General features: G+C 70.2%; 24 protein-coding genes and 4 tRNA genes. 25 read left to right on the top strand and 3 right to left on the bottom strand.

Going from position 1 to position 19,033, the window contains the following annotated elements:
* Positions 1 to 54 precede the first annotated feature (54 nt).
* The 7 genes from menD (at position 55) to FK529_RS03480 (ending at position 7,114) form a co-directional block, all read left to right on the top strand.
* A complete protein-coding gene (gene menD / locus FK529_RS03510) occupies positions 55 to 1,713 on the top strand; it encodes a 2-succinyl-5-enolpyruvyl-6-hydroxy-3-cyclohexene-1-carboxylic-acid synthase (protein ID WP_146559652.1) in 1,659 nt (552 codons plus the stop codon).
* Positions 1,710 to 2,162 (top strand): DUF3592 domain-containing protein, encoded by a 453-nt coding sequence (locus FK529_RS03505; RefSeq protein WP_146559651.1) that lies wholly within the window; start codon positions 1,710 to 1,712, stop codon positions 2,160 to 2,162. Before menD ends, FK529_RS03505 begins: the two co-directional genes overlap by 4 nt.
* 38 nt (positions 2,163 to 2,200) lie before the next feature.
* Positions 2,201 to 3,352 (top strand): glycosyltransferase family 4 protein, encoded by a 1,152-nt coding sequence (locus FK529_RS03500; RefSeq protein ID WP_146559650.1) that lies wholly within the window; start codon positions 2,201 to 2,203, stop codon positions 3,350 to 3,352.
* Between the two features lie 22 nt (positions 3,353 to 3,374).
* Positions 3,375 to 4,064 carry a demethylmenaquinone methyltransferase gene (locus tag FK529_RS03495; RefSeq protein ID WP_146559649.1) on the top strand — a complete coding sequence of 230 codons (690 nt, stop codon included), beginning with the start codon at positions 3,375 to 3,377 and terminating at the stop codon, positions 4,062 to 4,064.
* A 4-nt stretch (positions 4,065 to 4,068) separates the two neighbouring features.
* The gene (locus FK529_RS03490; RefSeq protein WP_146559648.1) at positions 4,069 to 5,061 is read left to right on the top strand and encodes a polyprenyl synthetase family protein; all 993 of its coding nucleotides are present in this window, start codon (positions 4,069 to 4,071) and stop codon (positions 5,059 to 5,061) included.
* An 11-nt stretch (positions 5,062 to 5,072) separates the two neighbouring features.
* Positions 5,073 to 5,933: a M48 family metalloprotease gene (locus FK529_RS03485; protein WP_231702905.1), complete on the top strand. Its 861-nt coding sequence runs from the start codon at positions 5,073 to 5,075 to the stop codon at positions 5,931 to 5,933.
* A 266-nt stretch (positions 5,934 to 6,199) separates the two neighbouring features.
* Positions 6,200 to 7,114: a hypothetical protein gene (locus tag FK529_RS03480; RefSeq protein WP_146559647.1), complete on the top strand. Its 915-nt coding sequence runs from the start codon at positions 6,200 to 6,202 to the stop codon at positions 7,112 to 7,114.
* A gap of 256 nt (positions 7,115 to 7,370) precedes the next feature.
* On the opposite strand, the gene FK529_RS03475 is transcribed toward FK529_RS03480, so the two are convergent.
* Positions 7,371 to 7,862, bottom strand: a complete 492-nt coding sequence (locus FK529_RS03475) for a YajQ family cyclic di-GMP-binding protein (protein ID WP_146559646.1) — start codon at positions 7,860 to 7,862, stop codon at positions 7,371 to 7,373.
* Positions 7,863 to 7,956: 94 nt separating this feature from the next.
* Between FK529_RS03475 and FK529_RS03470 the strand changes: the two genes are divergently transcribed.
* The 11 genes from FK529_RS03470 to rplA all read left to right on the top strand — a co-directional run bounded on the left by FK529_RS03470 (position 7,957) and on the right by rplA (position 12,529).
* Positions 7,957 to 8,041 (top strand) — tRNA-Tyr (locus FK529_RS03470).
* 131 nt (positions 8,042 to 8,172) lie between these two features.
* Positions 8,173 to 8,245 (top strand) — tRNA-Thr (locus tag FK529_RS03465).
* A gap of 32 nt (positions 8,246 to 8,277) precedes the next feature.
* Positions 8,278 to 8,351: transfer RNA gene (locus tag FK529_RS03460), tRNA-Met, on the top strand.
* Between the two features lie 34 nt (positions 8,352 to 8,385).
* Positions 8,386 to 8,553, top strand: coding sequence for a 50S ribosomal protein L33 (gene rpmG / locus FK529_RS03455; protein WP_013125415.1), 168 nt, complete (start codon positions 8,386 to 8,388; stop codon positions 8,551 to 8,553).
* Positions 8,554 to 8,647: 94 nt separating this feature from the next.
* Positions 8,648 to 9,214 (top strand): (3R)-hydroxyacyl-ACP dehydratase subunit HadA, encoded by a 567-nt coding sequence (gene hadA, locus FK529_RS03450; protein ID WP_146559645.1) that lies wholly within the window; start codon positions 8,648 to 8,650, stop codon positions 9,212 to 9,214.
* Positions 9,201 to 9,626, top strand: a complete 426-nt coding sequence (hadB, locus tag FK529_RS03445; RefSeq protein ID WP_146559644.1) for a (3R)-hydroxyacyl-ACP dehydratase subunit HadB — start codon at positions 9,201 to 9,203, stop codon at positions 9,624 to 9,626. The genes hadA and hadB overlap by 14 nt, the downstream gene beginning before the upstream one ends.
* Before the next feature lie 146 nt (positions 9,627 to 9,772).
* Positions 9,773 to 9,845 (top strand) — tRNA-Trp (locus tag FK529_RS03440).
* Positions 9,846 to 9,921: 76 nt separating this feature from the next.
* Positions 9,922 to 10,311 carry a preprotein translocase subunit SecE gene (gene secE / locus FK529_RS03435; RefSeq protein ID WP_158635036.1) on the top strand — a complete coding sequence of 130 codons (390 nt, stop codon included), beginning with the start codon at positions 9,922 to 9,924 and terminating at the stop codon, positions 10,309 to 10,311.
* Between the two features lie 42 nt (positions 10,312 to 10,353).
* Entirely contained in the window at positions 10,354 to 11,193 is an 840-nt protein-coding gene (gene nusG / locus FK529_RS03430) for a transcription termination/antitermination protein NusG (RefSeq protein WP_146559642.1), read from the top strand.
* 61 nt (positions 11,194 to 11,254) lie between these two features.
* Positions 11,255 to 11,686: a 50S ribosomal protein L11 gene (rplK, locus tag FK529_RS03425; RefSeq protein WP_013125420.1), complete on the top strand. Its 432-nt coding sequence runs from the start codon at positions 11,255 to 11,257 to the stop codon at positions 11,684 to 11,686.
* A 126-nt stretch (positions 11,687 to 11,812) separates the two neighbouring features.
* Positions 11,813 to 12,529 (top strand): 50S ribosomal protein L1, encoded by a 717-nt coding sequence (gene rplA / locus FK529_RS03420; protein WP_146559641.1) that lies wholly within the window; start codon positions 11,813 to 11,815, stop codon positions 12,527 to 12,529.
* 72 nt (positions 12,530 to 12,601) lie between these two features.
* On the opposite strand, the gene FK529_RS03415 is transcribed toward rplA, so the two are convergent.
* Positions 12,602 to 12,970 carry a DUF4190 domain-containing protein gene (locus tag FK529_RS03415; protein ID WP_146559640.1) on the bottom strand — a complete coding sequence of 123 codons (369 nt, stop codon included), beginning with the start codon at positions 12,968 to 12,970 and terminating at the stop codon, positions 12,602 to 12,604.
* A gap of 82 nt (positions 12,971 to 13,052) precedes the next feature.
* Positions 13,053 to 13,310: a hypothetical protein gene (locus FK529_RS03410; protein ID WP_146559639.1), complete on the bottom strand. Its 258-nt coding sequence runs from the start codon at positions 13,308 to 13,310 to the stop codon at positions 13,053 to 13,055.
* A gap of 275 nt (positions 13,311 to 13,585) precedes the next feature.
* On the opposite strand from FK529_RS03410, the gene FK529_RS03405 reads away from it, so the two are divergent.
* The 7 genes from FK529_RS03405 (at position 13,586) to FK529_RS03375 (ending at position 18,866) form a co-directional block, all read left to right on the top strand.
* Entirely contained in the window at positions 13,586 to 14,404 is an 819-nt protein-coding gene (locus tag FK529_RS03405; RefSeq protein WP_146559638.1) for a DUF2786 domain-containing protein, read from the top strand.
* 28 nt (positions 14,405 to 14,432) lie between these two features.
* Complete coding sequence (locus FK529_RS03400) at positions 14,433 to 14,630, top strand: hypothetical protein (RefSeq protein ID WP_146559637.1); 198 nt, start codon at positions 14,433 to 14,435, stop codon at positions 14,628 to 14,630.
* Positions 14,627 to 15,568 carry a hypothetical protein gene (locus FK529_RS03395; protein ID WP_146559636.1) on the top strand — a complete coding sequence of 314 codons (942 nt, stop codon included), beginning with the start codon at positions 14,627 to 14,629 and terminating at the stop codon, positions 15,566 to 15,568. Before FK529_RS03400 ends, FK529_RS03395 begins: the two co-directional genes overlap by 4 nt.
* Positions 15,569 to 15,573: 5 nt before the next feature.
* Positions 15,574 to 16,065, top strand: a complete 492-nt coding sequence (locus FK529_RS03390) for a TIGR04338 family metallohydrolase (RefSeq protein ID WP_146559635.1) — start codon at positions 15,574 to 15,576, stop codon at positions 16,063 to 16,065.
* A 326-nt stretch (positions 16,066 to 16,391) separates the two neighbouring features.
* On the top strand, positions 16,392 to 16,922 hold the full coding sequence (gene rplJ / locus FK529_RS03385) for a 50S ribosomal protein L10 (RefSeq protein WP_146559634.1): 531 nt from the start codon (positions 16,392 to 16,394) through the stop codon (positions 16,920 to 16,922).
* A gap of 99 nt (positions 16,923 to 17,021) precedes the next feature.
* Positions 17,022 to 17,414: a 50S ribosomal protein L7/L12 gene (rplL, locus tag FK529_RS03380; RefSeq protein ID WP_146559633.1), complete on the top strand. Its 393-nt coding sequence runs from the start codon at positions 17,022 to 17,024 to the stop codon at positions 17,412 to 17,414.
* A gap of 189 nt (positions 17,415 to 17,603) precedes the next feature.
* Positions 17,604 to 18,866: an ABC transporter ATP-binding protein gene (locus FK529_RS03375; protein ID WP_166436373.1), complete on the top strand. Its 1,263-nt coding sequence runs from the start codon at positions 17,604 to 17,606 to the stop codon at positions 18,864 to 18,866.
* Positions 18,867 to 19,033 lie beyond the last annotated feature (167 nt).

Genomic DNA, 19,033 nt, shown 5'->3' with positions numbered 1-19,033 from the left:
TAATGACCCGCCGCGCGCACGGGCAACCGGGAATGCGGTCGTAAGGTGGTCCGCATGCAGAAGCCGCCGAACCCGTCCACGCTCCAGGCGCGCGTGATCGTGGACGAGCTGGTGCGCGGCGGCGTCACCGACGTGGTGCTGTGCCCCGGCTCGCGCAACGCGCCGCTCGCCTTCGCCGTCCACGCGGCGGACAAGCGTGGCGAGCTGCGGCTGCACGTGCGCATCGACGAGCGCACCGCCGGCTTCCTCGCCGTCGGCCTCGCGGCCGCCGCCCGGCGCCCCGTCGCGATCATCATGACCTCCGGCACCGCCGTCGCGAACCTCGCGCCGGCCGTCTACGAGGCCAACTACGCCCGCGTCCCGCTGCTGGTCGTGAGTGCGAACCGGCCCTACGAGCTGCTCGGCTCGGGCGCGAATCAGACCGTCGAGCAGCTCGGCATCTTCGGCACGCAGGTCCGCGCGTCGCTCTCGCTCGGGCTCGCCGAACCCGGTCTCGACCGCAACTCGCAGTGGCGCAGCGCCGTCTGCCGCGCCCTCGCGGCCGCCCGCGGCGCCCGCACCGGCAACGCCGGCCCCGTCCAGTTCGACATCCCGCTGCGCGAGCCCCTCGTCCCCGACGATCCGTCGCCCGAGTTCGCGCACGGCCGGTCCGACGGCGGCCCGTGGACCGTCGCGCCCGTCGCCACCCTCGACGTGCCGCTGCCCATCGACCTGACCCCCGACACCGTCGTGATCTCCGGGCACGGCGCGGGGGAGAACCCTGCCCTCGCCGGGCTGCCCACCGTCGCCGAGCCGACGGCACCGTCGCCCGAGAACGCCCTGCACCCCTGGGCGCTGCCGGCCCTGAAGCCGCGGCAGGCCATCATCTGCGGCCGTCCGACCCTGCACCGCGAGGTGAGCGCCCTGCTCGCCGACCCCGGGGTCACCGTCTACGCGGTCACGACGGGGCCGCGCTGGCCCGACGTCTCCGGCAACGTCGCCGCGACGGGGACGCGGGTCGTGCCCGTCGGCGAGCCCGACCCGGCCTGGCTCGAGCGGTGCGCCGCCGCCGACGCCGCCGCGCGCGAGGCGGTCGCCGAGGGCCTCGCGGCGGAGCCCGTGACCGGCCTGCACGTCGCCCGCGCCGTCTGCGCGGCGCTGCGCACCGGCGACCAGCTGGTGGTCGGCGCGTCCAACCCCGTCCGCGACGTCGCGCTCGCCGGCGACGTCCCGCGCGGCGTCCGCGTGCTCTCCAACCGCGGCGTCGCGGGCATCGACGGCACCGTCAGCACCGCCGTCGGCGCCGCGCTCGCCTTCCCGGACCGGCGCACCGTCGCGCTGATGGGCGACCTGACCTTCGTGCACGACGCCTCCGGCCTGCTCATCGGCCCCGAGGAGCCGCGCCCGCGGAACCTCACCGTCGTCGTCGCCAACGACAACGGGGGCGGCATCTTCAACCTGCTCGAGCAGGGCGAGGAGCGGTATTCCGGCGCGGAGTACGACGGGGCCGCCGCCCGCGTCTTCGGCACGCCGCACGGCACCGACATCGGCGCGCTGTGCGCCGCCTACGGCGTCGAGTACGTGCGCGCCGAGCTGGACGACGACCTCGTCGGCGCGACCCGCGCCGACGGCCTGCGGGTGGCCGAGGTGCGCACCGAACGCACCGGGCTGCGCGCATTGCACGCCGGGATGCGGGCCCGGATCAGCGCGGCGGCGGCGGGGGAGGGCGCGTGAGCCGCACCGCGCTGCGGCGCGTGCAGATCGTCCTGCTGAGCGCGGCGATCCTCATCACCGGGCTCTGCGTGGTGCTGGTCGCGGCCGCGTGGCGCGACGACCGCACCATCGAGGCCGATCGCGGCACCGCGACCGCCGAGGTGCTCTCCGCCGGGCCCCGCCGCTCGACGATCAGCTTCTACACGACCGACGGCGTCAACCACAATCCTCCGCTCGGCGTCCTGTACCCCAGCGAGCTCAACGTCGGCGACCGCATCCAGGTCGAGTACAGCCGCTCCGAGCCGGAGCTGGTGCGCGTCGCCGGACGGTCCGCCGCCGTCGCGGTGCTGCCCGCCGCGTCCGTCGCCGCGGGGACGTGGCTGGTGGTGGGGGCGGTCATGCTGCTCATCGCCGCCGGATACCACCGGGGTGAGAGTTCACCTGACGTTCCGCGCACCGTCGACCGGTAGGGAACCTCACGGTCACCGCCCCGCGGCACACTGCTGACGTGCGAATCGCGATCGTGGCCGAGTCCTTCCTGCCGAACGTCAACGGGGTCACCAACTCGGTGCTCCGGGTCCTCGAGCACTGCCGCCGCACCGGCGCGGAGGCGATCGTCATCGCGCCCGATACGGTCGCGGGCGAGGAGCCGGCGCCGTTCGAGCACCTCGGCTTCCCCGTGTACCGGGTGCCCGCGCGGATGCTGCCGAAGATCTCGTCGCTGCCGGTCGGGCAGCCCTCCATGCTCATCGTCGACGTGCTGCGCGACTTCCGGCCCGACGTGGTGCACCTCGCCTCGCCCTACTTCCTGGGCGCGGGCGGCCTCGCCGCGGCGAAGCGGCTCGGCATCCCCACCGTCGCGATCTTCCAGACCGACGTCGCCGGGTTCGCCGGCTCCTACGGACTCCGCCCGCTGCAGCGCGCCGCGTGGTGGTGGACGCGGCAGATGCACAAGCAGTGCGACCTGACCCTGGCGCCGTCGTCGGCGTCGGTCGCGGACCTCGAGGCGCACCGCATCCCCCGCGTGCAGACCTGGGCGCGGGGCGTCGACGCGGAGCGCTTCGCACCGGCGCACCGCTCGCCCGCGCTGCGCGCCTCCTGGCTGGGCGACCGGCCCGACCGGCTGGTCGTCGGCTTCGTCGGGCGGCTCGCCGCGGAGAAGCACGTCGAGCGGCTCGCCGGCCTCGCCCACCGCGACGACGTGCAGCTCGTCATCGTGGGCGACGGCCCCGAGCGCGCCCGGCTCGAGAAGCTGCTGCCGCACGCCGTGTTCACCGGCCAGCTGGGCGGCGCCGACCTGGGTGCCGCCTACGCCTCGCTCGACGTCTTCGTCCACGCCGGCGAGCACGAGACCTTCTGCCAGGCCGTGCAGGAGGCGCTCGCGTCGGGCGTCCCGTCGATCGCGCCCGACCAGGGCGGTCCGCGCGACCTCGTCGCGCACTGCCGCAACGGTTACCTCCTGCCGACCGCCGAGTTCGCCGAGCTGCTGCCCGGCGTCATCGACACCCTGGCCGATCCCGCGCTGCGCGCCCGGTTCGGCGAGGCCGCCCGCAAGTCCGTCCTGGCCCGCACCTGGCCGGCCCTGTGCGACCAGCTGTTCGGGCATTACGCCGAGGTGATCGCCGGGCCTCGCGGGTTCTCGGTGGGCCGGGCCGTCTGAGATTTCGTGTAGTTTTCGGGGCATGGCAAGGGCCTCCCTCGACAAGAAGCCGGGCGACGTCGCGTCGATGTTCGACGGTGTCGCGCGCCGGTACGACCGGACCAACACGCTCATGACGGGCGGGCTGGACCGGTACTGGCGCGCCCGCACGCGGCGCGCGCTCGGCCTCCGGCCGGGGGACCGCGTGCTCGACCTCGCCGCCGGCACCGGCGTCTCGACGGTCGACCTGGCCCGCTCCGGCGCGTGGGTCGCGGCCTGCGACTTCTCGACGGGAATGCTGCAGGCCGGCGCGTTCCGGCGGGTGCCGATGGTCGCGGGCGACGCCATGGCGCTGCCGCTGGCCGACGCCTCCTTCGACGCCGCCACCATCTCCTTCGGCCTGCGCAACGTGCAGGACACCGTCGCGGGGCTGCGGGAGATGGCCCGCGTCGTGCGGCCGGGCGGTCGCCTCGTGGTCTGCGAGTTCTCCACCCCCAGTAACGGCGCCTTCCGCGCGCTGTACGAGAAGGTCGCGCTGGAGGCCATCCAGGTGGTGGCGAAGGGATCGTCGAACCCGGAGGCCTACAGCTACCTCGCGGAGTCGATCCGGAACTGGCCGGCGCAGGCCGAGCTCGCGGACCTCGTCCGCGAGGCGGGCTGGGGCGATGTGGCCTGGACGAACCTGACGGGCGGCATCGTCGCGCTGCACACCGCGACCCGCCCGCTAGGCTGAACCTGTGGAGAAGACGGTAGCCGGGGTCTCGCTGGGATCCGACGAGTTCGCGGCCGGGGTCCGCGCGGATCTGGCCCGCGTGGAACAGGTCATCGCGGAGGGGATCGCCGAGGCCGACGGGTGCGTGATCGAGGAGGCTCTCCACCTCTTCCAGGCCGGCGGCAAGCGGTTCCGGCCCATGTTCACGATCCTTTCCGGTCGCATCGGCGGCGCACCGTCGGACCAGGTCATCACCGCGGCGGCGGCGATGGAGCTGACCCATCTCGCGACGCTGTACCACGACGACGTGATGGACGAGGCGGACACGCGCCGCGGCGCACCGTCGGCCAATGCGCGGTGGGGCAACTCGATCGCCATCCTCGCCGGCGACTACCTGTTCGCCCGCGCCTCGTCGTACGGCGCCGACCTCGGCCCGCGCGCCGTGGGCGTCATCGCGCAGTGCTTCGGTGAGCTGGTCACGGGCCAGATGCTCGAGCTCAAGGGCGCCCAGGACTCCGATCCGGTGCAGCACTACCTGGACACCATCTGGGGCAAGACCGGCAGCCTCATCGCCACGTGCGGCCTGCTCGGCGCGCTGCACGGCGGCGCCGACGAGGAGACGGCGCAGCGGATGTACCGCATCGGCTCCGCGATCGGCATCGCCTTCCAGATCAGCGACGACATCATCGACATCAGCTCCGTGGCGCAGGACTCCGGCAAGACGCCGGGCACCGACCTGCGCGAGGGCGTCTTCACCCTGCCGGTCCTCTACGCGCTGCGTGACGAGGGCCCGGAGGCGGACCGGCTGCGGGAGATCCTCGTCGGCCCCGTCACCGACGATGCGCTCGTCGACGAGGCCATCGAGCTCCTCGGCCGCTCCGCGGGAATGAAGGAGGCGCAGGCCACGCTGGCCCGCTACGCCGACGACGCCCGCGCCGAGCTGGCCGAACTGCCGGAATCCGAGCCCCGCTCCTCCCTCGAATCCTTGGTCACCTTCACGGTCGCCCGCCTGGGCTGAGGTTCCCGGAAGTGCAGGGCCTGGGGAGTAGGACCGGCAATCAGATCCGCACCGCGCTGCTGCTGGCGCTGGTCGCGGGGTTCCTGATGGCGACCGGCGCGGTCTTCGGGCAGACGGCCTTCCTGCTTTCGATCGTGCTGGCTGCCGGCGTGTGCGCCTACCTCTACGTCAGCGGGCCGTCGCTGCCGCTGCGCGCCATGCACGCGCGCAGCGTTTCCGAGCTGCATCAACCCGCCCTGTTCCGGATGGTCCGCGAGCTGTCGACCTCCGCGCGGCTGCCGATGCCCGCGATCTACGTCTCACCCACCGCCGCGCCCACCGCCTTCGCCACCGGCCACGGCCCCGCGCACGCCGCGGTGTGCGTCACGGTCGGCCTGCAGGAGCTGCTCTCGGAGGACGAGCTGCGCGCCGTCCTGGCGCACCAGCTCGCACGAATCGGTTCGCGGGACACTCTGACCGCGTCCGTCGCCGGGGCTCTCGGCGCCGTGATCTGTGGTTTCGCCGGTTTCGGCTACCTGCTCGGCTTCGGCGACGGCGGCGCCCGGCGCAGCCGGGTCGTCGACGCCATGCTGTCGGTGCTCGCCCCGGTCGCCGGCGCGCTGATCCGCCTGGGCGTGTCGCGGACCGTCGACTACCGCGCGGACCACGCGGGCGCGCTCCTCACCGGCGCCCCGTCCACGCTGGCCCGGGCCCTGGAGAAGGTTTCCGACGGTGCCGCCCGCGCCCCCCTGCCGCCCGAGCCCGAGATCGCGGTGCACGCCAACACCATGCTGGTGTGCCCGTTCCTCGCCAGCGACCGCATGGGCCGGATCTTCCGCACCCAGCCGCGCGTCGACCGCCGCGTCGCGCGCCTGCAGGCGCTCACGTCGTAGCCCGACGGTCCGCGGCGGCGTGTCGGCCGGCCCGTCGGCGGCGTGTGGTCTCGGCGACTGGCGGCGGCGTGTGGTGGGGGACCGGTCGTCGAGCGGGGGACGTTCGAGCCCCCACCCGAGGTGCGGCGTCCGGTGGGGGACGGAACCTCTGGGTGGGGAATCGGCGCGGAGCGGGGGACGAAAAGCTGTGAGTACTCGCCGGTAGCCTGTGGATGAACGGGCCTGCGGAGCCGAACCCGACTCCCCGCACTGATGGAATGTGGTGCATGGGGGAGCTGCTGACAAGGAACTATCTCCTCGCCACGGGTCGGAGCAGCGCGGAGATCAGTCGCGCCGTGGACCGGGGCGAGCTGATCTGGCTGGCGAAGGGCGTCTACGCGCTCGGTGCGGACTACTCGGCGCCCGACCTGTACCGAATGCGAGTGCTGGCGGCCGCGAGGTCGTGCAGCGGGGTGCTCAGCCACGAGAGCGCGACGGTCCTGCTCGACGTTCCGTACCTGCGGCCGGAGCGGAAGGACGTGCATCTCACCGTCGACCGGGTCCACGGCGGCGGCCGGCGGCCGGGGATCCACGTCCATCCGCGGCCACTCGTCGCCGAGGAGATCCTGGAGGTCGACGGGGTGCGGGTGACCTCCCGGGTCCGGACGCCGATCGACGTCGCCATGACCGGAGACCTGGTCCGCGGGGTCGCCGCGATCGACGCGGTGCGTCTCGTGCCGCGGTTTCCGAAGCCGACGGATCCGCCGCCGGTGTCGCTGGCGGCGCTGACGGAGTGCCTCGATCGGCTGGGGCGGCGACGCGGTTCGGCGACAGCCCGTCGCGCGCTGGCGATGTCCGTGGACTGCGCCGAATCGCCGGGAGAGTCCTGGTCACGGGTGTTGATCCACTCGTGGGGCCTGCCGGTGCCGCGGCTGCAGACTCCGTTCGACTTCGGCGGACGTCAGGTGTTCGCCGACTTCGAATGGGGATCGCTCATCGGCGAGTTCGACGGCAAGGGCAAGTACGGCACCACCGACGCCGAGCGCGCCGCGGCGCTCGAAGCGGAGAAGGACCGGCACGCGCTGTTCGTCGATGCCGGCTTCGAGGTCGTGCGGTGGGACTGGGACGACCTGCTCGTCGACGTTCGCCTGCGCAACAAGCTGACCGCGACCCTTGCCCGCCACGGCCTCCTCTCGGCGTAGAACCCCGGGCGCCCGGTGGGGGAGTCGGCTTCTGCTTGGGGAGAGCTGACGTGTGGTGGGGGACCGGTCGTCGAGCGGGGGACGTTCGAGCCCCCACCCGGCGGTGCGGCTTCTGCTGGGGGGAGAGCTGGCGTCTAGTGGGGGACCGGTCGTCGAGCGGGGGACGTTCGAGCCCCCACCCGAGGGGCGGCGTCTGGTGGGGGACGGAACTTCTGGGTGGGGAATCGGCGCGGAGCGGGGGACGAACGAACCGGGATCAGCGGTAGTTGACGAACTGCACCGCGATGTCGAGGTCGGCGTTCTTGAGCAGCGACTGGACGGCCTGCAGGTCGTCGCGCGACTTGCTGGTCACGCGCAGCTCGTCGCCCTGGATCTGCGCCTTGACGGACTTGGGGCCCTCGTCGCGGATGAGCTTGCTGATCTTCTTGGCGTTCTCGCTGGTGATGCCCTCGACCAGCGTGCCGGTGATCTTGTACGTCTTGCCGGAGGCGACGGGGTCGCCGGCGTCGAAGGCCTTGAGCGAGAGGCCGCGCTTGATGAGCTTCTCCTGAAAGACCTCGAGGCCGGCCTTCGCGCGCTCCTCGGCGTCGGAGGTGATCACGATCTTGTCCTCGCCCGACGCCTCGACGGTGGTGTTCGTGCCGCGGAAGTCGTACCGCTGGCTGAGCTCCTTCGAAGCCTGGTTGAGGGCGTTGGCGACCTCCTGGCGATCGATCTTGCTCACGACGTCGAACGACGAATCAGCCATCTCGGCGGGACTCCTACTCCATTGACCTGCAGGTTTGCGCGCCCCCTACGGGGCCGTTGTACTCTACTCTCCGCTGCCTTCACCGGCAGTGCACGGCACGTTGCCCGAGCGGCCAATGGGAGCGGACTGTAAATCCGTCGGCTTTGCCTACGTAGGTTCGAATCCTACACGTGCCACCAGCTGCGACCCCTGACGTCCTTGCGTCGGGGGTCGCAGCGGTAACGAGCTGACCTGCGGATTTGGATGAACTCCGCCGCGGTGTGTAATCTCGTTGAGGCTCTTGGAGCGCCGGTTCGGCGCGCTGAGACACGCCCCCTTAGCTCAGTCGGCAGAGCGTTTCCATGGTAAGGAAAAGGTCGACGGTTCGATTCCGTCAGGGGGCTCGCTAGACCAGTGCAATGTGCTGATAGCTCAGGGCGGTGTAGCTCAGCTGGTTAGAGCGCACGACTCATAATCGTGAGGTCGGGGGATCGAGCCCCCCCACCGCTACAACTGACAAGAGATTTGCGAAAGAGGGACCGTCGTGGCTTCGTCGACAGATGTCCGCCCCAAGATCACCTTGGCGTGCGAGGTGTGCAAGCACCGTAACTACATCACCAAGAAGAACCGTCGCAACGATCCTGATCGTCTCGAGCTGAAGAAGTTCTGCCCGAACTGCGGATCGCACCAGGCGCACCGAGAGTCGCGCTGACGCCGACGTCGACAAGGGGGAGGGCATCCACGGCGGATGCCCTCCCCTTTGGCATACTGCCCTTCAGCCCATTCACGATAGGTAGGTTCGTTACGTGAGCAAGGACATCGATGTGCCGGGGGGACCGGTCACCGAGCAGCTCAGCCCCGACGAGGTCGCGGAGCGCACGCGCGCAGCGGTCGGCTACAACTACGAGTTCGAAGAGAAGTACGTGGTCAGCCGCGAGAAGATCCACGAGTTCGCCAACGCGAGCCAGCTGCTGGACCCGGTGCACCACGACGTGGAAGCGGCCCGCGCTGCCGGGTACGCCGACATCGTGGCGCCGCCGATCATGTTCTCGCTGATCGGCATCATCGCGCATCGCCCGCTGTTCGAGAACGCGATCGTCGGCTACGGCCGCCGTCCCGTGATGCAGACGGAGCAGAAGGCGCAGTTCCACGCCCCGATCGTGGCGGGAATGATCCTGACGACGCACGTGCACTTCGACTCGTTCCGTCAGATCGCGGGTGTGGACCTGATCACGACGCGCAACGAGATCTCCGACCAGGACGGCAATCACCTGGTCACCTCGTGGACCACCCTGGCCGGCCGGTCGGGCGAGGACGAGGACGCCGAGTTCGTCAGTGCAATGGAAAAGGTGATGATGTATGGCGCTTCGTAACTTCGCGGACGTGACGGTGGGCGAGGAGCTCCCGGAGCGCATCTTCGAGCTGACCCGCGGCGATCTGGTGAACTACGCCGGCGTCACCGGCGACCCGAACCCGATCCACTGGTCCGATCACATCGTGAAGCTGGCCGGCATGGAGGACGTCGTCGCGCAGGGCATGCTCACGATGAGCCTCGGTTCGAACTACATCACCGAGTGGCTAGGCGATCCGGGCGCGCTCAAGGAGTACAGCGTGCGCTTCACCGCGCCGGTGTACGTCGCCGCCGACCAGAAGGCCGAGCTCGTCTACTCGGGCAAGGTCAAGTCCCTCGACGAGGAGACCAAGACGGGCGTCGTCTTCCTCACCGTGAAGCAGGGTGAGCGCAAGATCTTCGGCAAGCCGGTCGCCACCGTCCAGTTCGCCTGACGGTCCGCGGCCCGTCAGGCCGCATGACCGGTGCGTTTTGAGGTGCGGCACCGACGTGCCGTACACTGAACTGTCCGCGTAGAACGGCGGGCGTGCGAAAGCGCGCCCTTCGGACGGTGCGGGTGCGGGGCCGGAAGGTCCCGCAAAGGGGTGTAGCTCAGTTGGTAGAGCAGCGGTCTCCAAAACCGCAGGTCGCAGGTTCGAGTCCTGTCGCCCCTGCATAGCGCGGGCCCCCGGCCCGGCTGTCGAAATCGGCGGGCCGACGCCCGCTGGAAGATCCAGCGGAGGGAAGTGCGTGAGCGACGACAAGGACGACGCGACCACCGGCAAGAACGCCGGCGACAGCGGCGTCGACGACGCCCAGCAGGCCCGCCCCTCCGGTAAGCGCTCCAGCGGCCGTCGCGGCCGCACCGCGCTCGCCGAGGCGCCGGAGCCCGGTTCGGCGGTCGAGTCCGGCGCCGCGAAGAAGCCGGCGGAGGCGAAGCGCTCGCGCAACCCGTTCGCCGCCATCTGGCTGTTCATCCGCCAGGTCATCGCGGAGCTGCGGAAGGTCATCTGGCCGACCCGGAGCCAGATGATCAACTACACGATCATCGTGCTGGTGTTCGTGGTGGTTCTCACCGCGATGATCAGCCTCATCGACCTCGGCTTCGCGAAGCTGATGTTGTGGGCGTTCGGCAAGTAGCCGAACCGCACGGATAGACGAGACGGAAGGAACTTCGGCGCTGTGAGCACCCCGGAGCACAACGAGGCAGAGCTGCACGTCCAGGCGGACGCGCAGGTCGATGACGCTGCCGTGGCGACCGAGGTCGAGGCGGCCGAGGACGAGGCGCTCATCGAGGTCGAGGAGGGCGTCTTCGGCACCCCCGAGGAGGATGCGGCCGCCGGTGACGGCGCCGAACTCGTCGAGGAAGAGGCCGAGGAGGAGATCGACCCCGTCGAAGAGCTCAAGGCGCAGCTGCGGACCGCTCCTGGCGACTGGTACGTCATCCACACCTACGCGGGCTACGAGAACAAGGTGAAGGCCAACCTCGAGACCCGCGTCCAGAACCTCGACGTCGGCGACTACATCTTCCAGGTGGAGGTCCCCACCGAGGAGGTCACCGAGATCAAGAACGGCCAGCAGAAGCGGGTCAACCGCAAGGTGCTGCCGGGCTACATCCTGGTGCGCATGGACCTCAACGACGAGTCCTGGGGCGCGGTGCGCAACACCCCCGGCGTCACCGGATTCGTCGGCCTGACCAGCAAGCCCTCGCCGCTCACGATGAACGAGGTCGTGAAGTTCCTGCTCCCCGAGAGCGCGCGGACCAAGCCGGCCAAGGACAAGGCCGGCGCCGCGTCCGACGGTGCCGCCGCCTCCGGCGGCGCGGTCTCGCAGGGCCCCGCGGTCGAGGTCGATTTCGAGGTCGGCGAGTCGGTCACCGTCATGGACGGCCCGTTCGCCACGCTGCCCGCGTCCATCAGCGAGATCAACGCCGAGCAGCGCAAGCTCAAGGTGCTGGTGTCGATCTTCGGTCGTGAGACGCCCGTCGAGCTCGCCTTCAACCAGGTCGAGAAGATCTCCTAGCGAGACACCCATGCTTCCCGCGCCGGTGCCCGGTGCGGGGTGAAGAAAAAGGAAACTGAGGATGCCCCCGAAGAAGAAGAAGGTCGCCGGGCTCATCAAGTTGCAGATCCAGGCCGGGCAGGCCAATCCTGCTCCGCCCGTGGGTCCCGCGCTTGGTCAGCACGGCGTCAACATCATGGAGTTCTGCAAGGCGTACAACGCCGCGACCGAGTCGCAGCGTGGCAACGTCATCCCCGTCGAGATCACGGTCTACGAGGACCGTTCTTTCGACTTCAAGCTGAAGACTCCTCCGGCCGCAAAGCTGCTGCTCAAGGCAGCGGGCGTGCAGAAGGGCTCGGGCGAGCCGCACAAGACCAAGGTCGCCAAGGTGACCTGGGATCAGGTGCGCGAGATCGCCGAGACCAAGAAGGAGGACCTGAACGCGAACGACGTCGATCAGGCCGCGAAGATCATCGCCGGCACTGCTCGCTCGATGGGCATCACCGTCGAGTAAGTCACCAGGGCGCGCTCCCGCGCCCGAGTGTTGTCGAGAGGCACGCGCTTCTCGTGGGAGGGCCGGCTCGGCCCGCAGAACCACTCACTGCCCAGTAGCTGGGCAAGAAACGAAAGAGCTGGATACATGAGCAAGAACAGTAAGGCCTACAAGGCCGCTGCCGAGAAGGTCGACAAGGACAAGCTGTACAGCCCGCTCGAGGCCGTCACGCTCGCCAAGGAGACCTCCTCCACCAAGCAGGACGCCACCGTCGAGGTCGCCGTGCGCCTCGGTGTCGACCCCCGCAAGGCCGATCAGATGGTGCGCGGCACCGTCAACCTGCCGAACGGCACCGGTAAGACGGCCCGCGTGATCGTCTTCGCCGTGGGCGACAAGGCCGAGGAGGCCAAGGCCGCGGGTGCCGACGAGGTCGGCGCCGAGGACCTGATCGAGAAGATCCAGGGCGGCTGGCTCGAGTTCGACGCCGCGATCGCCACCCCGGACCAGATGGCCAAGGTCGGCCGGATCGCTCGCGTGCTCGGCCCGCGTGGCCTCATGCCGAACCCGAAGACCGGCACCGTCACCCCCGACGTGACGAAGGCCGTGGGCGACATCAAGGGCGGCAAGATCACCTTCCGCGTCGACAAGGCGTCGAACCTGCACTTCGTGATCGGTAAGGCGTCCTTCGACGCCAAGCAGCTGGTGGAGAACTACGGCGCCGCGCTGGACGAGATCCTGCGCGCGAAGCCGTCGGCGGCCAAGGGGCGGTACGTGAAGAAGGTCACCGTCTCGACGACCACCGGACCGGGCATCCAGGTGGACCCGTCGCGAGTGAGCAACCTCGCGGAGGAGGACGAGGCGTAAGCCTCTCCAGCACCGTCTGACGCAAGCCCCCGATCGCTGACCGAGCGGCCGGGGGCTTCGTCGTGTCCGGGGTCAGATCAGCGCGGTCCCCGAGCCCGTGGCGAGGAACACCAGGAGGAACAGGCCGCCGTACGCGAGGACCGCGAGGAGCGTCAGACCCGTGAGCACGCCGCCGATGATCATGCCGACCGTGGCGAGCGTGTTCTTGTAGCCGCGATCCCGCGACTGCCGGTGCGCGATCCAGCTGACGAGCAGGCCCACGGGGTAGCAGCCCAGCACCGACAGGATCAGCCCGACGATGCCCATCGCCTGGTCCGGGTCCTGCAGGCCCTGCGGCGGCGGGTAGCCGGGGTGGGGCGGGTACGACGGGTAGGGCTGGGCGGGGTACGACGGTGGCTGCCCGTACGGGTCGTAGCCGTGCGGATCCTTGGGCGTCGACATCGTGAACGTTCCCCCTCGTCATTGCGGAGATCGGTGTGCGCCGAGCGTAGCCGAGCGCGCCGACAGGACGGAGTGTGGCGTCTCAGAGGATGAGCAGGAGCCGGATGAGGGCGGATGCGAGTCCGGACAGCAGGAGCAGCATGCACAGGGTCATCGTGATGACGGCGATCACGTTGGTGTGGCCATACCGCTTCGAGACGCAGAACGCGCGGACCGAAAGGAACAGTGCGGCCATCGTCGCCGGCAGATAGAACGTCGGATTCAGGTCGAACACCATGCCGATCACGACGATCGGCAGCGCGATGACGAAGAACAGCACCAGGCCGACGACCGCGATCATCAAGCCCGGATCGCCGGCGGGGCGCGGCCGGGGTGGGACCGGGGCGTACGGCCGGCCGAAGGGGTGTGCCGGAGCGGGCTGCGGGTACGGCTGATACCGACCAGGTGCGGGAGGGCGAACCGACACTGACTTCTCCTTCGACGGGGATCCGGGTGACTGAGGTCGACGGTATTCCTCGGGGCACGGCGATCCGCTTGTCGTTCGCTTGGGGCGCGGAGCCTCCGGCCGGCTCGCGGCGTCGGGAACGTGTCGGTCGGCGTCGGTATCCTCGCGCCATGGACGACGACAGGCTGTTGACGCGGATCGGGGCGCTGCTGCGGCAGGCCGAGGGGACCGACAACGAGCACGAGGCGGCCACATTCACGGAGGCGGCGCAGCGGCTCGCGACGGCCGCGTCGATCGACCTCGCCGTCGCCCGCGCCCACCAGCGCGGCACCGAGCGGGCCCGGGCCGTCCCCGAGCAGCGCACCGTCCGGATCGGGGAGGCGGGCCGGCGCGGCCTGCGCACCTTCGTCGAGCTGTTCGTCGCGATCGCCCAGTCGAACGACGTGCGGTGCGACGTGGCCGCCAACTCCACCTTCGTCTTCGCCTACGGCTTCGCGGAGGACATCGACGCGTGTGAGGCGCTGTACGCGTCCCTGGTCATCCAGATGGTCCGCGCGTCGGACGCCTACCTGCGGTCGGGCGCCTACAAGTCGGAGACGGTGCAGCAGCTGTACGAAGATCGGCGCACCCGGCGCCGCTGGGTGGAGACGAAGCCGGTCGCGGCGGTCACCGCCCGGATCAACTTCCAGTCCGCGTTCGCCGCCCGCATCGGGGCGCGGCTCGCGGAGGCCCGGGCCGAGGCCACGGCGCAGGCCACGGAGCGGGGTGAACCCGGCACCGCGGTCGCGCTGCGCGACAAGGAGGTCGAGCTCGCCTCGTTCTACCGGGGCGAGTCCACGGCGCGGGGCCGGTGGCGCGGGTCCACCGCGTCGGCCGGGTACTCCGACGGTGCCCGCCGCGCCGGTGACCGCGCTGGCCGGTCCGCGCGCCTGGGCGCCCACTCCGAGCTGGGCGGCAGTCGTGGCGCGCTGGAGCAGGGCGCGCCGTGAACCCGCTCCCGCCTCCGTGGGTCCCAGCGTGCCCGCCGCCCGCGTCGTCGGGCGGATCCTCGTCAGCCGCGCCGGTCTGGCGATCACGGGAGACGTGGTTACTGTTGTGGTGATCGGCTCGGCGCCCCAGGCATACTTCGAGTCGGACACCCCGATCGGGGACACCGCCCTCGCGGCGGTGACCCAGCAGGTCTTCGAGCAGCTCAAGGTGGCGAGGGACGTATGAGCAACCCGCAGGATCCGTACGGGCAGCAGCCCGATCCCAACGCGCAGCCAGACCCGTATGCGCGGCCCGATCCGTACGCCCAGGGCGGTTACCAGTACGGATACGGGCAGCAACAGCCGTACCAGCAGGGATACCAGCAGCAGGGCTACCAGTACCCGGGCCAGCAGTACTCGGGCCAGCAGTACCCGGGCCAGCAGTACTCGGGCCAGCAGTACCCCGGGCAGCCGCCGCAGAAGCCTAACCGCACTGGCCTGTACGCGGCGGTCGGCATCGCGGTGGTTGTCGTGATCGCCGTCGCCATCGCCGCGGTTCTGCTCGTGGTGAACTCGAACAGCAACGAGAGCGATGCCTCCGCGGGGCCCAGCACCGGCCCGACCTCGGTCACGCCCAGCACGGGCGGCGACTGCGGTGTGCCCGGCACGGGCCTCGCCTCCGAGATCACCGACCGAGTGGCCTCGGGCCCGCTGTCCTTCCCCGTCTCGGCCGCGCCGGGATGGGAGAAGGAGAGCTACACCGTCTACGCACAGAGCATTGCCGCCGCGGGCCTGCAGAAGTCGATGGACGACGGCCAGCCCTGGCAGGCCGGCGCGGAGGTCGGCCAGACCAACTTCAACTCCAAGCTCGACCCCAAGGACGCCGCCTCGCGGATGATCCAGTGCATCGCCGATGGCGCCGGCTACCTCAACGTCACGTCGAAGCGGGTGGAGCAGTCGGCGGCGGAGTCGATCACCGTCGACGGCGTGCCCGCCGCGAAGGTCACCGGCAAGATCCTGGTCACGGGCGACAGGCTCACCGTCGCGGGTGACGACATCACGGTCATCGTCATCGCGTCCGCGCCGCAGACCTACGCCATGCTGGTCATCCCGATCGGCCGCGACGACATGGCCGCCACCGGCAAGGCCATCATCGAGCAGCTCAAGGTCGCCAAGGATGTGTAGCCACGCTGGCTAGGGACGCACAGCGGGCCGCGGTCTATCGCGCGGAGGAGTTGGTCCGCGGCCTGTTCGAGCACGCCGGGGCGGGGCGCACCGTCGACGTGTTGGGGGTGTCGCTGACCCTGCCGCCCGAGGCCCGATTCGCCTCCGTCGACGCGGTGCAGTCCTACGCCGACCGGGTTCTCGGGCCCGGCGCGGTGCGGGTGCGGGCCCGCGCGGGCGCCGGCGGCGCGCACTACGAGAGCGGTCCGGCCGGTCCGGTCATCGCCGTCCCCGCCGGGCGCGACGGTGCCTGGGCGCTGCGCGAGCTGGTGGTCCTGCACGAGCTCGCCCACCACGTCGTCGCCGCCGCGGGTGTCGACGGCGCGGGTATCGACGGCGCCGCTCACGGCCCCTCGTTCACCGCCGCGTTCGTCGACCTCGCGGCCCGGATCATGGGCCCGGAGGCCGGCCTAGCCCTGCGCATCGTCTACACGGAATCGGGCGTCGCCGTCGGTTGACCCGGCTTCTCGTGGGGGACGCGGCGCCGCGCGGGGGACGACGGACGTGGGCCGACCTGGCTGGACGCGCGGCACCGTCGCACCACGATTTGGTGAACTCGCGCACCGCCGGTACTCTGGTCCCCTGGAATCCGGTGACAACCGGATCGTTCCACCGAAGACCGTCGGTCATCAGGCGCGAGCCTGATCGAAGGTCCGGCCCCGTGTCGGCGACCCACGCAGGAGGACGAGGCTTCTTCATGAACCCCGTGCGCCCTGCGCCGGGGTTCTCGTCGTTTCAGGGTAGGGCCTCCGCAGACGGATGACACGTAGAGAGGAGGCGAAGTATGGCAAACGCCGAGAAGGTCGCAGCAGTCGCTGAGATCGCCGAGCAGTTCTCGAAGTCCACGGCCACCGTGGTCACCGAGTACCGCGGGCTGTCGGTCGGTTCCATCACCGAGCTGCGTCGTTCGCTCGGAGAGGGTGCTACCTACTCCGTCGCCAAGAACACCCTGGTCAAGCTCGCCGCCAAGGACGCCGGCGTCGAGGGCCTGGACGAGCTGTTCGTGGGCCCGACCGCCATCGCCTTCATCGAGGGTGAGCCGGTCGAGGCCGCCAAGGCGATCAAGAAGTTCGCCAAGGACAACAAGGACTTGGTCATCAAGGGCGGCTACATGGACGGCAAAGCGCTGTCCGTGGCCGAGGTCGAGCGCATCGCCGACCTCGAGTCGCGCGAGGTGCTCCTGGCCAAGCTCGCCGGTGCGATGAAGGGCAACTTGGCGAAGGCCGCTGGCCTGTTCAACGCTCCCGCCTCGCAGGTGGCCCGCCTGGCCGCCGCGCTGCAGGAGAAGAAGGCCGCCGAAGAGGCTGCCGCGTAAGACCGCTGATCCAGCGAACCCCCGCGGGCACCGCTCGCGGGAACCATCACCACCTTGCCTCGCGGATCAGCGAGCAAGACTGAACGGAAGGACGCCATCATGGCGAAGCTCACCACCGACGAGTTGCTTGACCAGTTCAAGGAGCTGACCCTGCTCGAGCTCAGCGAGTTCGTGAAGGCTTTCGAGGAGACCTTCGAGGTCACCGCCGCTGCTCCGGTCGCCGTCGCGGCTGCCGGTGCCGCCCCGGCCGCCGGCGGCGCCGACGCCGCTGCCGAGCAGGACGAGTTCGACGTCATCCTCGAGGGTGCCGGCGACAAGAAGATCCAGGTCATCAAGGTCGTCCGCGAGCTGGTTTCGGGCCTCGGTCTGAAGGAGGCCAAGGACCTCGTCGAGGGCGCCCCCAAGGCGATCCTGGAGAAGGTCGACAAGGAGGCCGCCGAGGCTGCCAAGGCCAAGCTCGAGGAGGCCGGCGCGTCGGTTTCGGTCAAGTAATAGCCGAACCGCACGTCAGTGCTCCGAACCGCCCCGTCGCCCAGTGCGACGGGGCGGTTCTCGTTTTCCGACGGTGCCGCCGGTCCGAGTAGAACAGGTCCGGTACCGCGACCAGCGGCTACTGGGGTACTGTGCTCCCAGCGGCTGTGGCGCGAGCCACACCTGGAGTGCGACGAAAGGTCTACGGCAGTGGGTGTCGAAGTAACTACCAAGAACCTGACGAAGTCGTTCGGGTCCCAGAACATCTGGTCCGACGTCTCGCTGACCCTGCCGGCGGGTGAGGTCTCGGTTCTGCTCGGCCCGTCGGGTACCGGCAAGTCGGTGTTCCTGAAGTCGCTGATCGGCCTGCTCCGCCCCGAGGAGGGCGAGATCATCATCGACGGCACGGACATCCTCACCTGTACGTCGTCGGAGCTGTACGAGATCCGCAAGATGTTCGGCGTGCTGTTCCAGGACGGCGCGCTGTTCGGCTCGATGAACCTGTACGACAACACGGCCTTCCCGCTTCGTGAGCACACGAAGAAGAAGGAGAGCGAGATCCGTCAGATCACGATGGAGAAGCTCGAGATGGTCGGTCTGATCGGCGCGGAGGACAAGCTCCCCGGTGAGATCTCGGGCGGTATGCGTAAGCGCGCCGGCCTGGCCCGCGCCCTCGTGATGGATCCGCAGATCATGCTCGTCGACGAGCCGGACTCCGGCCTCGACCCCGTGCGTACCACCTACACCAGCCAGCTGCTGATGGACATCAACGCGCAGATCGACTGCACGACGCTGATCGTCTCGCACAACATCAACATCGCCCGTACGGTGCCCGACAACATGGGCATGCTCTTCCTCAAGCACCTGGTCATGTTCGGTCCCCGCGAGGTGCTGCTCACCTCCGAGGAGCCGGTGGTCAAGCAGTTCCTGTCGGGTTCGATGATCGGCCCGATCGGCATGTCGGAGGAGAAGGACACGGCGCAGATGGAGGCGGAGCGCGCCCGCGTCGCCGCCGGCCATTCCGACGGTGGCGTCGACGTGCCGGACGAGATCGCCCCACAGATGCAGCCCACGCCGGGCATGCCGCCCCGCAAGGGCGAGCAGCGACGCAAGGCCCGCGTCCGCCAGATCCTGCCGACGCTGCCGGAGAAGGCGCAGATCGCCATCCGCCGCGACCTCGGCGACGACCCGGCCGACTACGCCACGACCGCGCCCGCCACCGCCGCGCCCGCCGCCACCGCCACGGCGGCGCCCGCCACGGCGCCTACCGCGACTGTGCCCGCGGCCGCCGCCACCACCGCGGCCGCCGCCACCACCGCGGCCGCAGCGCAGCACCAGCAGGCCCCCGCGACCGCCCCCGTCTCGATTCAGAAGGGGTACGCGGGGGACGACTCGCCGACCGCGGCCTACGAGGTGGCGCATCCGGACGAGAACCCCACCGACCACCTGCCGAAGGTCGAGGGCGGGCGCTGACCGCACCGTCGTAGCAACTGACCGACACCGGCCCGGGAACGCTCTCCCGGGCCGGTGTCGTGGTCCCGGGAGCACCATCGACGCCGATATTCGAAGGAAATCGGCGGTTTCGCTTGACGTCCGCGCGGTTTCGGGTCACAGTTATCGGCAGGACGCGATGTGCTCGT

Source organism: Tsukamurella asaccharolytica (assembly GCF_007858435.1).
Classification (GTDB): domain Bacteria; phylum Actinomycetota; class Actinomycetes; order Mycobacteriales; family Mycobacteriaceae; genus Tsukamurella; species Tsukamurella asaccharolytica.
This window is presented reverse-complemented; position numbering and strand designations above follow the sequence as displayed.

What these genes read in the sequence shown, in the direction of transcription:
- menD (WP_146559652.1), top strand. Translation starts at nt 55, where the DNA reads ATGCAGAAGCCGCCGAACCCGTCCACGCTCCAGGCGCGCGTGATCGTG.
- FK529_RS03495 (WP_146559649.1), top strand. Translation starts at nt 3,375, where the DNA reads ATGGCAAGGGCCTCCCTCGACAAGAAGCCGGGCGACGTCGCGTCGATG.
- FK529_RS03480 (WP_146559647.1), top strand. Translation starts at nt 6,200, where the DNA reads ATGGGGGAGCTGCTGACAAGGAACTATCTCCTCGCCACGGGTCGGAGC.
- FK529_RS03475 (WP_146559646.1), bottom strand. Translation starts at nt 7,862, where the DNA reads ATGGCTGATTCGTCGTTCGACGTCGTGAGCAAGATCGATCGCCAGGAG.
- hadB (WP_146559644.1), top strand. Translation starts at nt 9,201, where the DNA reads ATGGCGCTTCGTAACTTCGCGGACGTGACGGTGGGCGAGGAGCTCCCG.
- rplK (WP_013125420.1), top strand. Translation starts at nt 11,255, where the DNA reads ATGCCCCCGAAGAAGAAGAAGGTCGCCGGGCTCATCAAGTTGCAGATC.
- rplA (WP_146559641.1), top strand. Translation starts at nt 11,813, where the DNA reads ATGAGCAAGAACAGTAAGGCCTACAAGGCCGCTGCCGAGAAGGTCGAC.
- FK529_RS03415 (WP_146559640.1), bottom strand. Translation starts at nt 12,970, where the DNA reads ATGTCGACGCCCAAGGATCCGCACGGCTACGACCCGTACGGGCAGCCA.
- FK529_RS03410 (WP_146559639.1), bottom strand. Translation starts at nt 13,310, where the DNA reads ATGATCGCGGTCGTCGGCCTGGTGCTGTTCTTCGTCATCGCGCTGCCG.
- FK529_RS03405 (WP_146559638.1), top strand. Translation starts at nt 13,586, where the DNA reads ATGGACGACGACAGGCTGTTGACGCGGATCGGGGCGCTGCTGCGGCAG.
- FK529_RS03395 (WP_146559636.1), top strand. Translation starts at nt 14,627, where the DNA reads ATGAGCAACCCGCAGGATCCGTACGGGCAGCAGCCCGATCCCAACGCG.
- rplJ (WP_146559634.1), top strand. Translation starts at nt 16,392, where the DNA reads ATGGCAAACGCCGAGAAGGTCGCAGCAGTCGCTGAGATCGCCGAGCAG.
- rplL (WP_146559633.1), top strand. Translation starts at nt 17,022, where the DNA reads ATGGCGAAGCTCACCACCGACGAGTTGCTTGACCAGTTCAAGGAGCTG.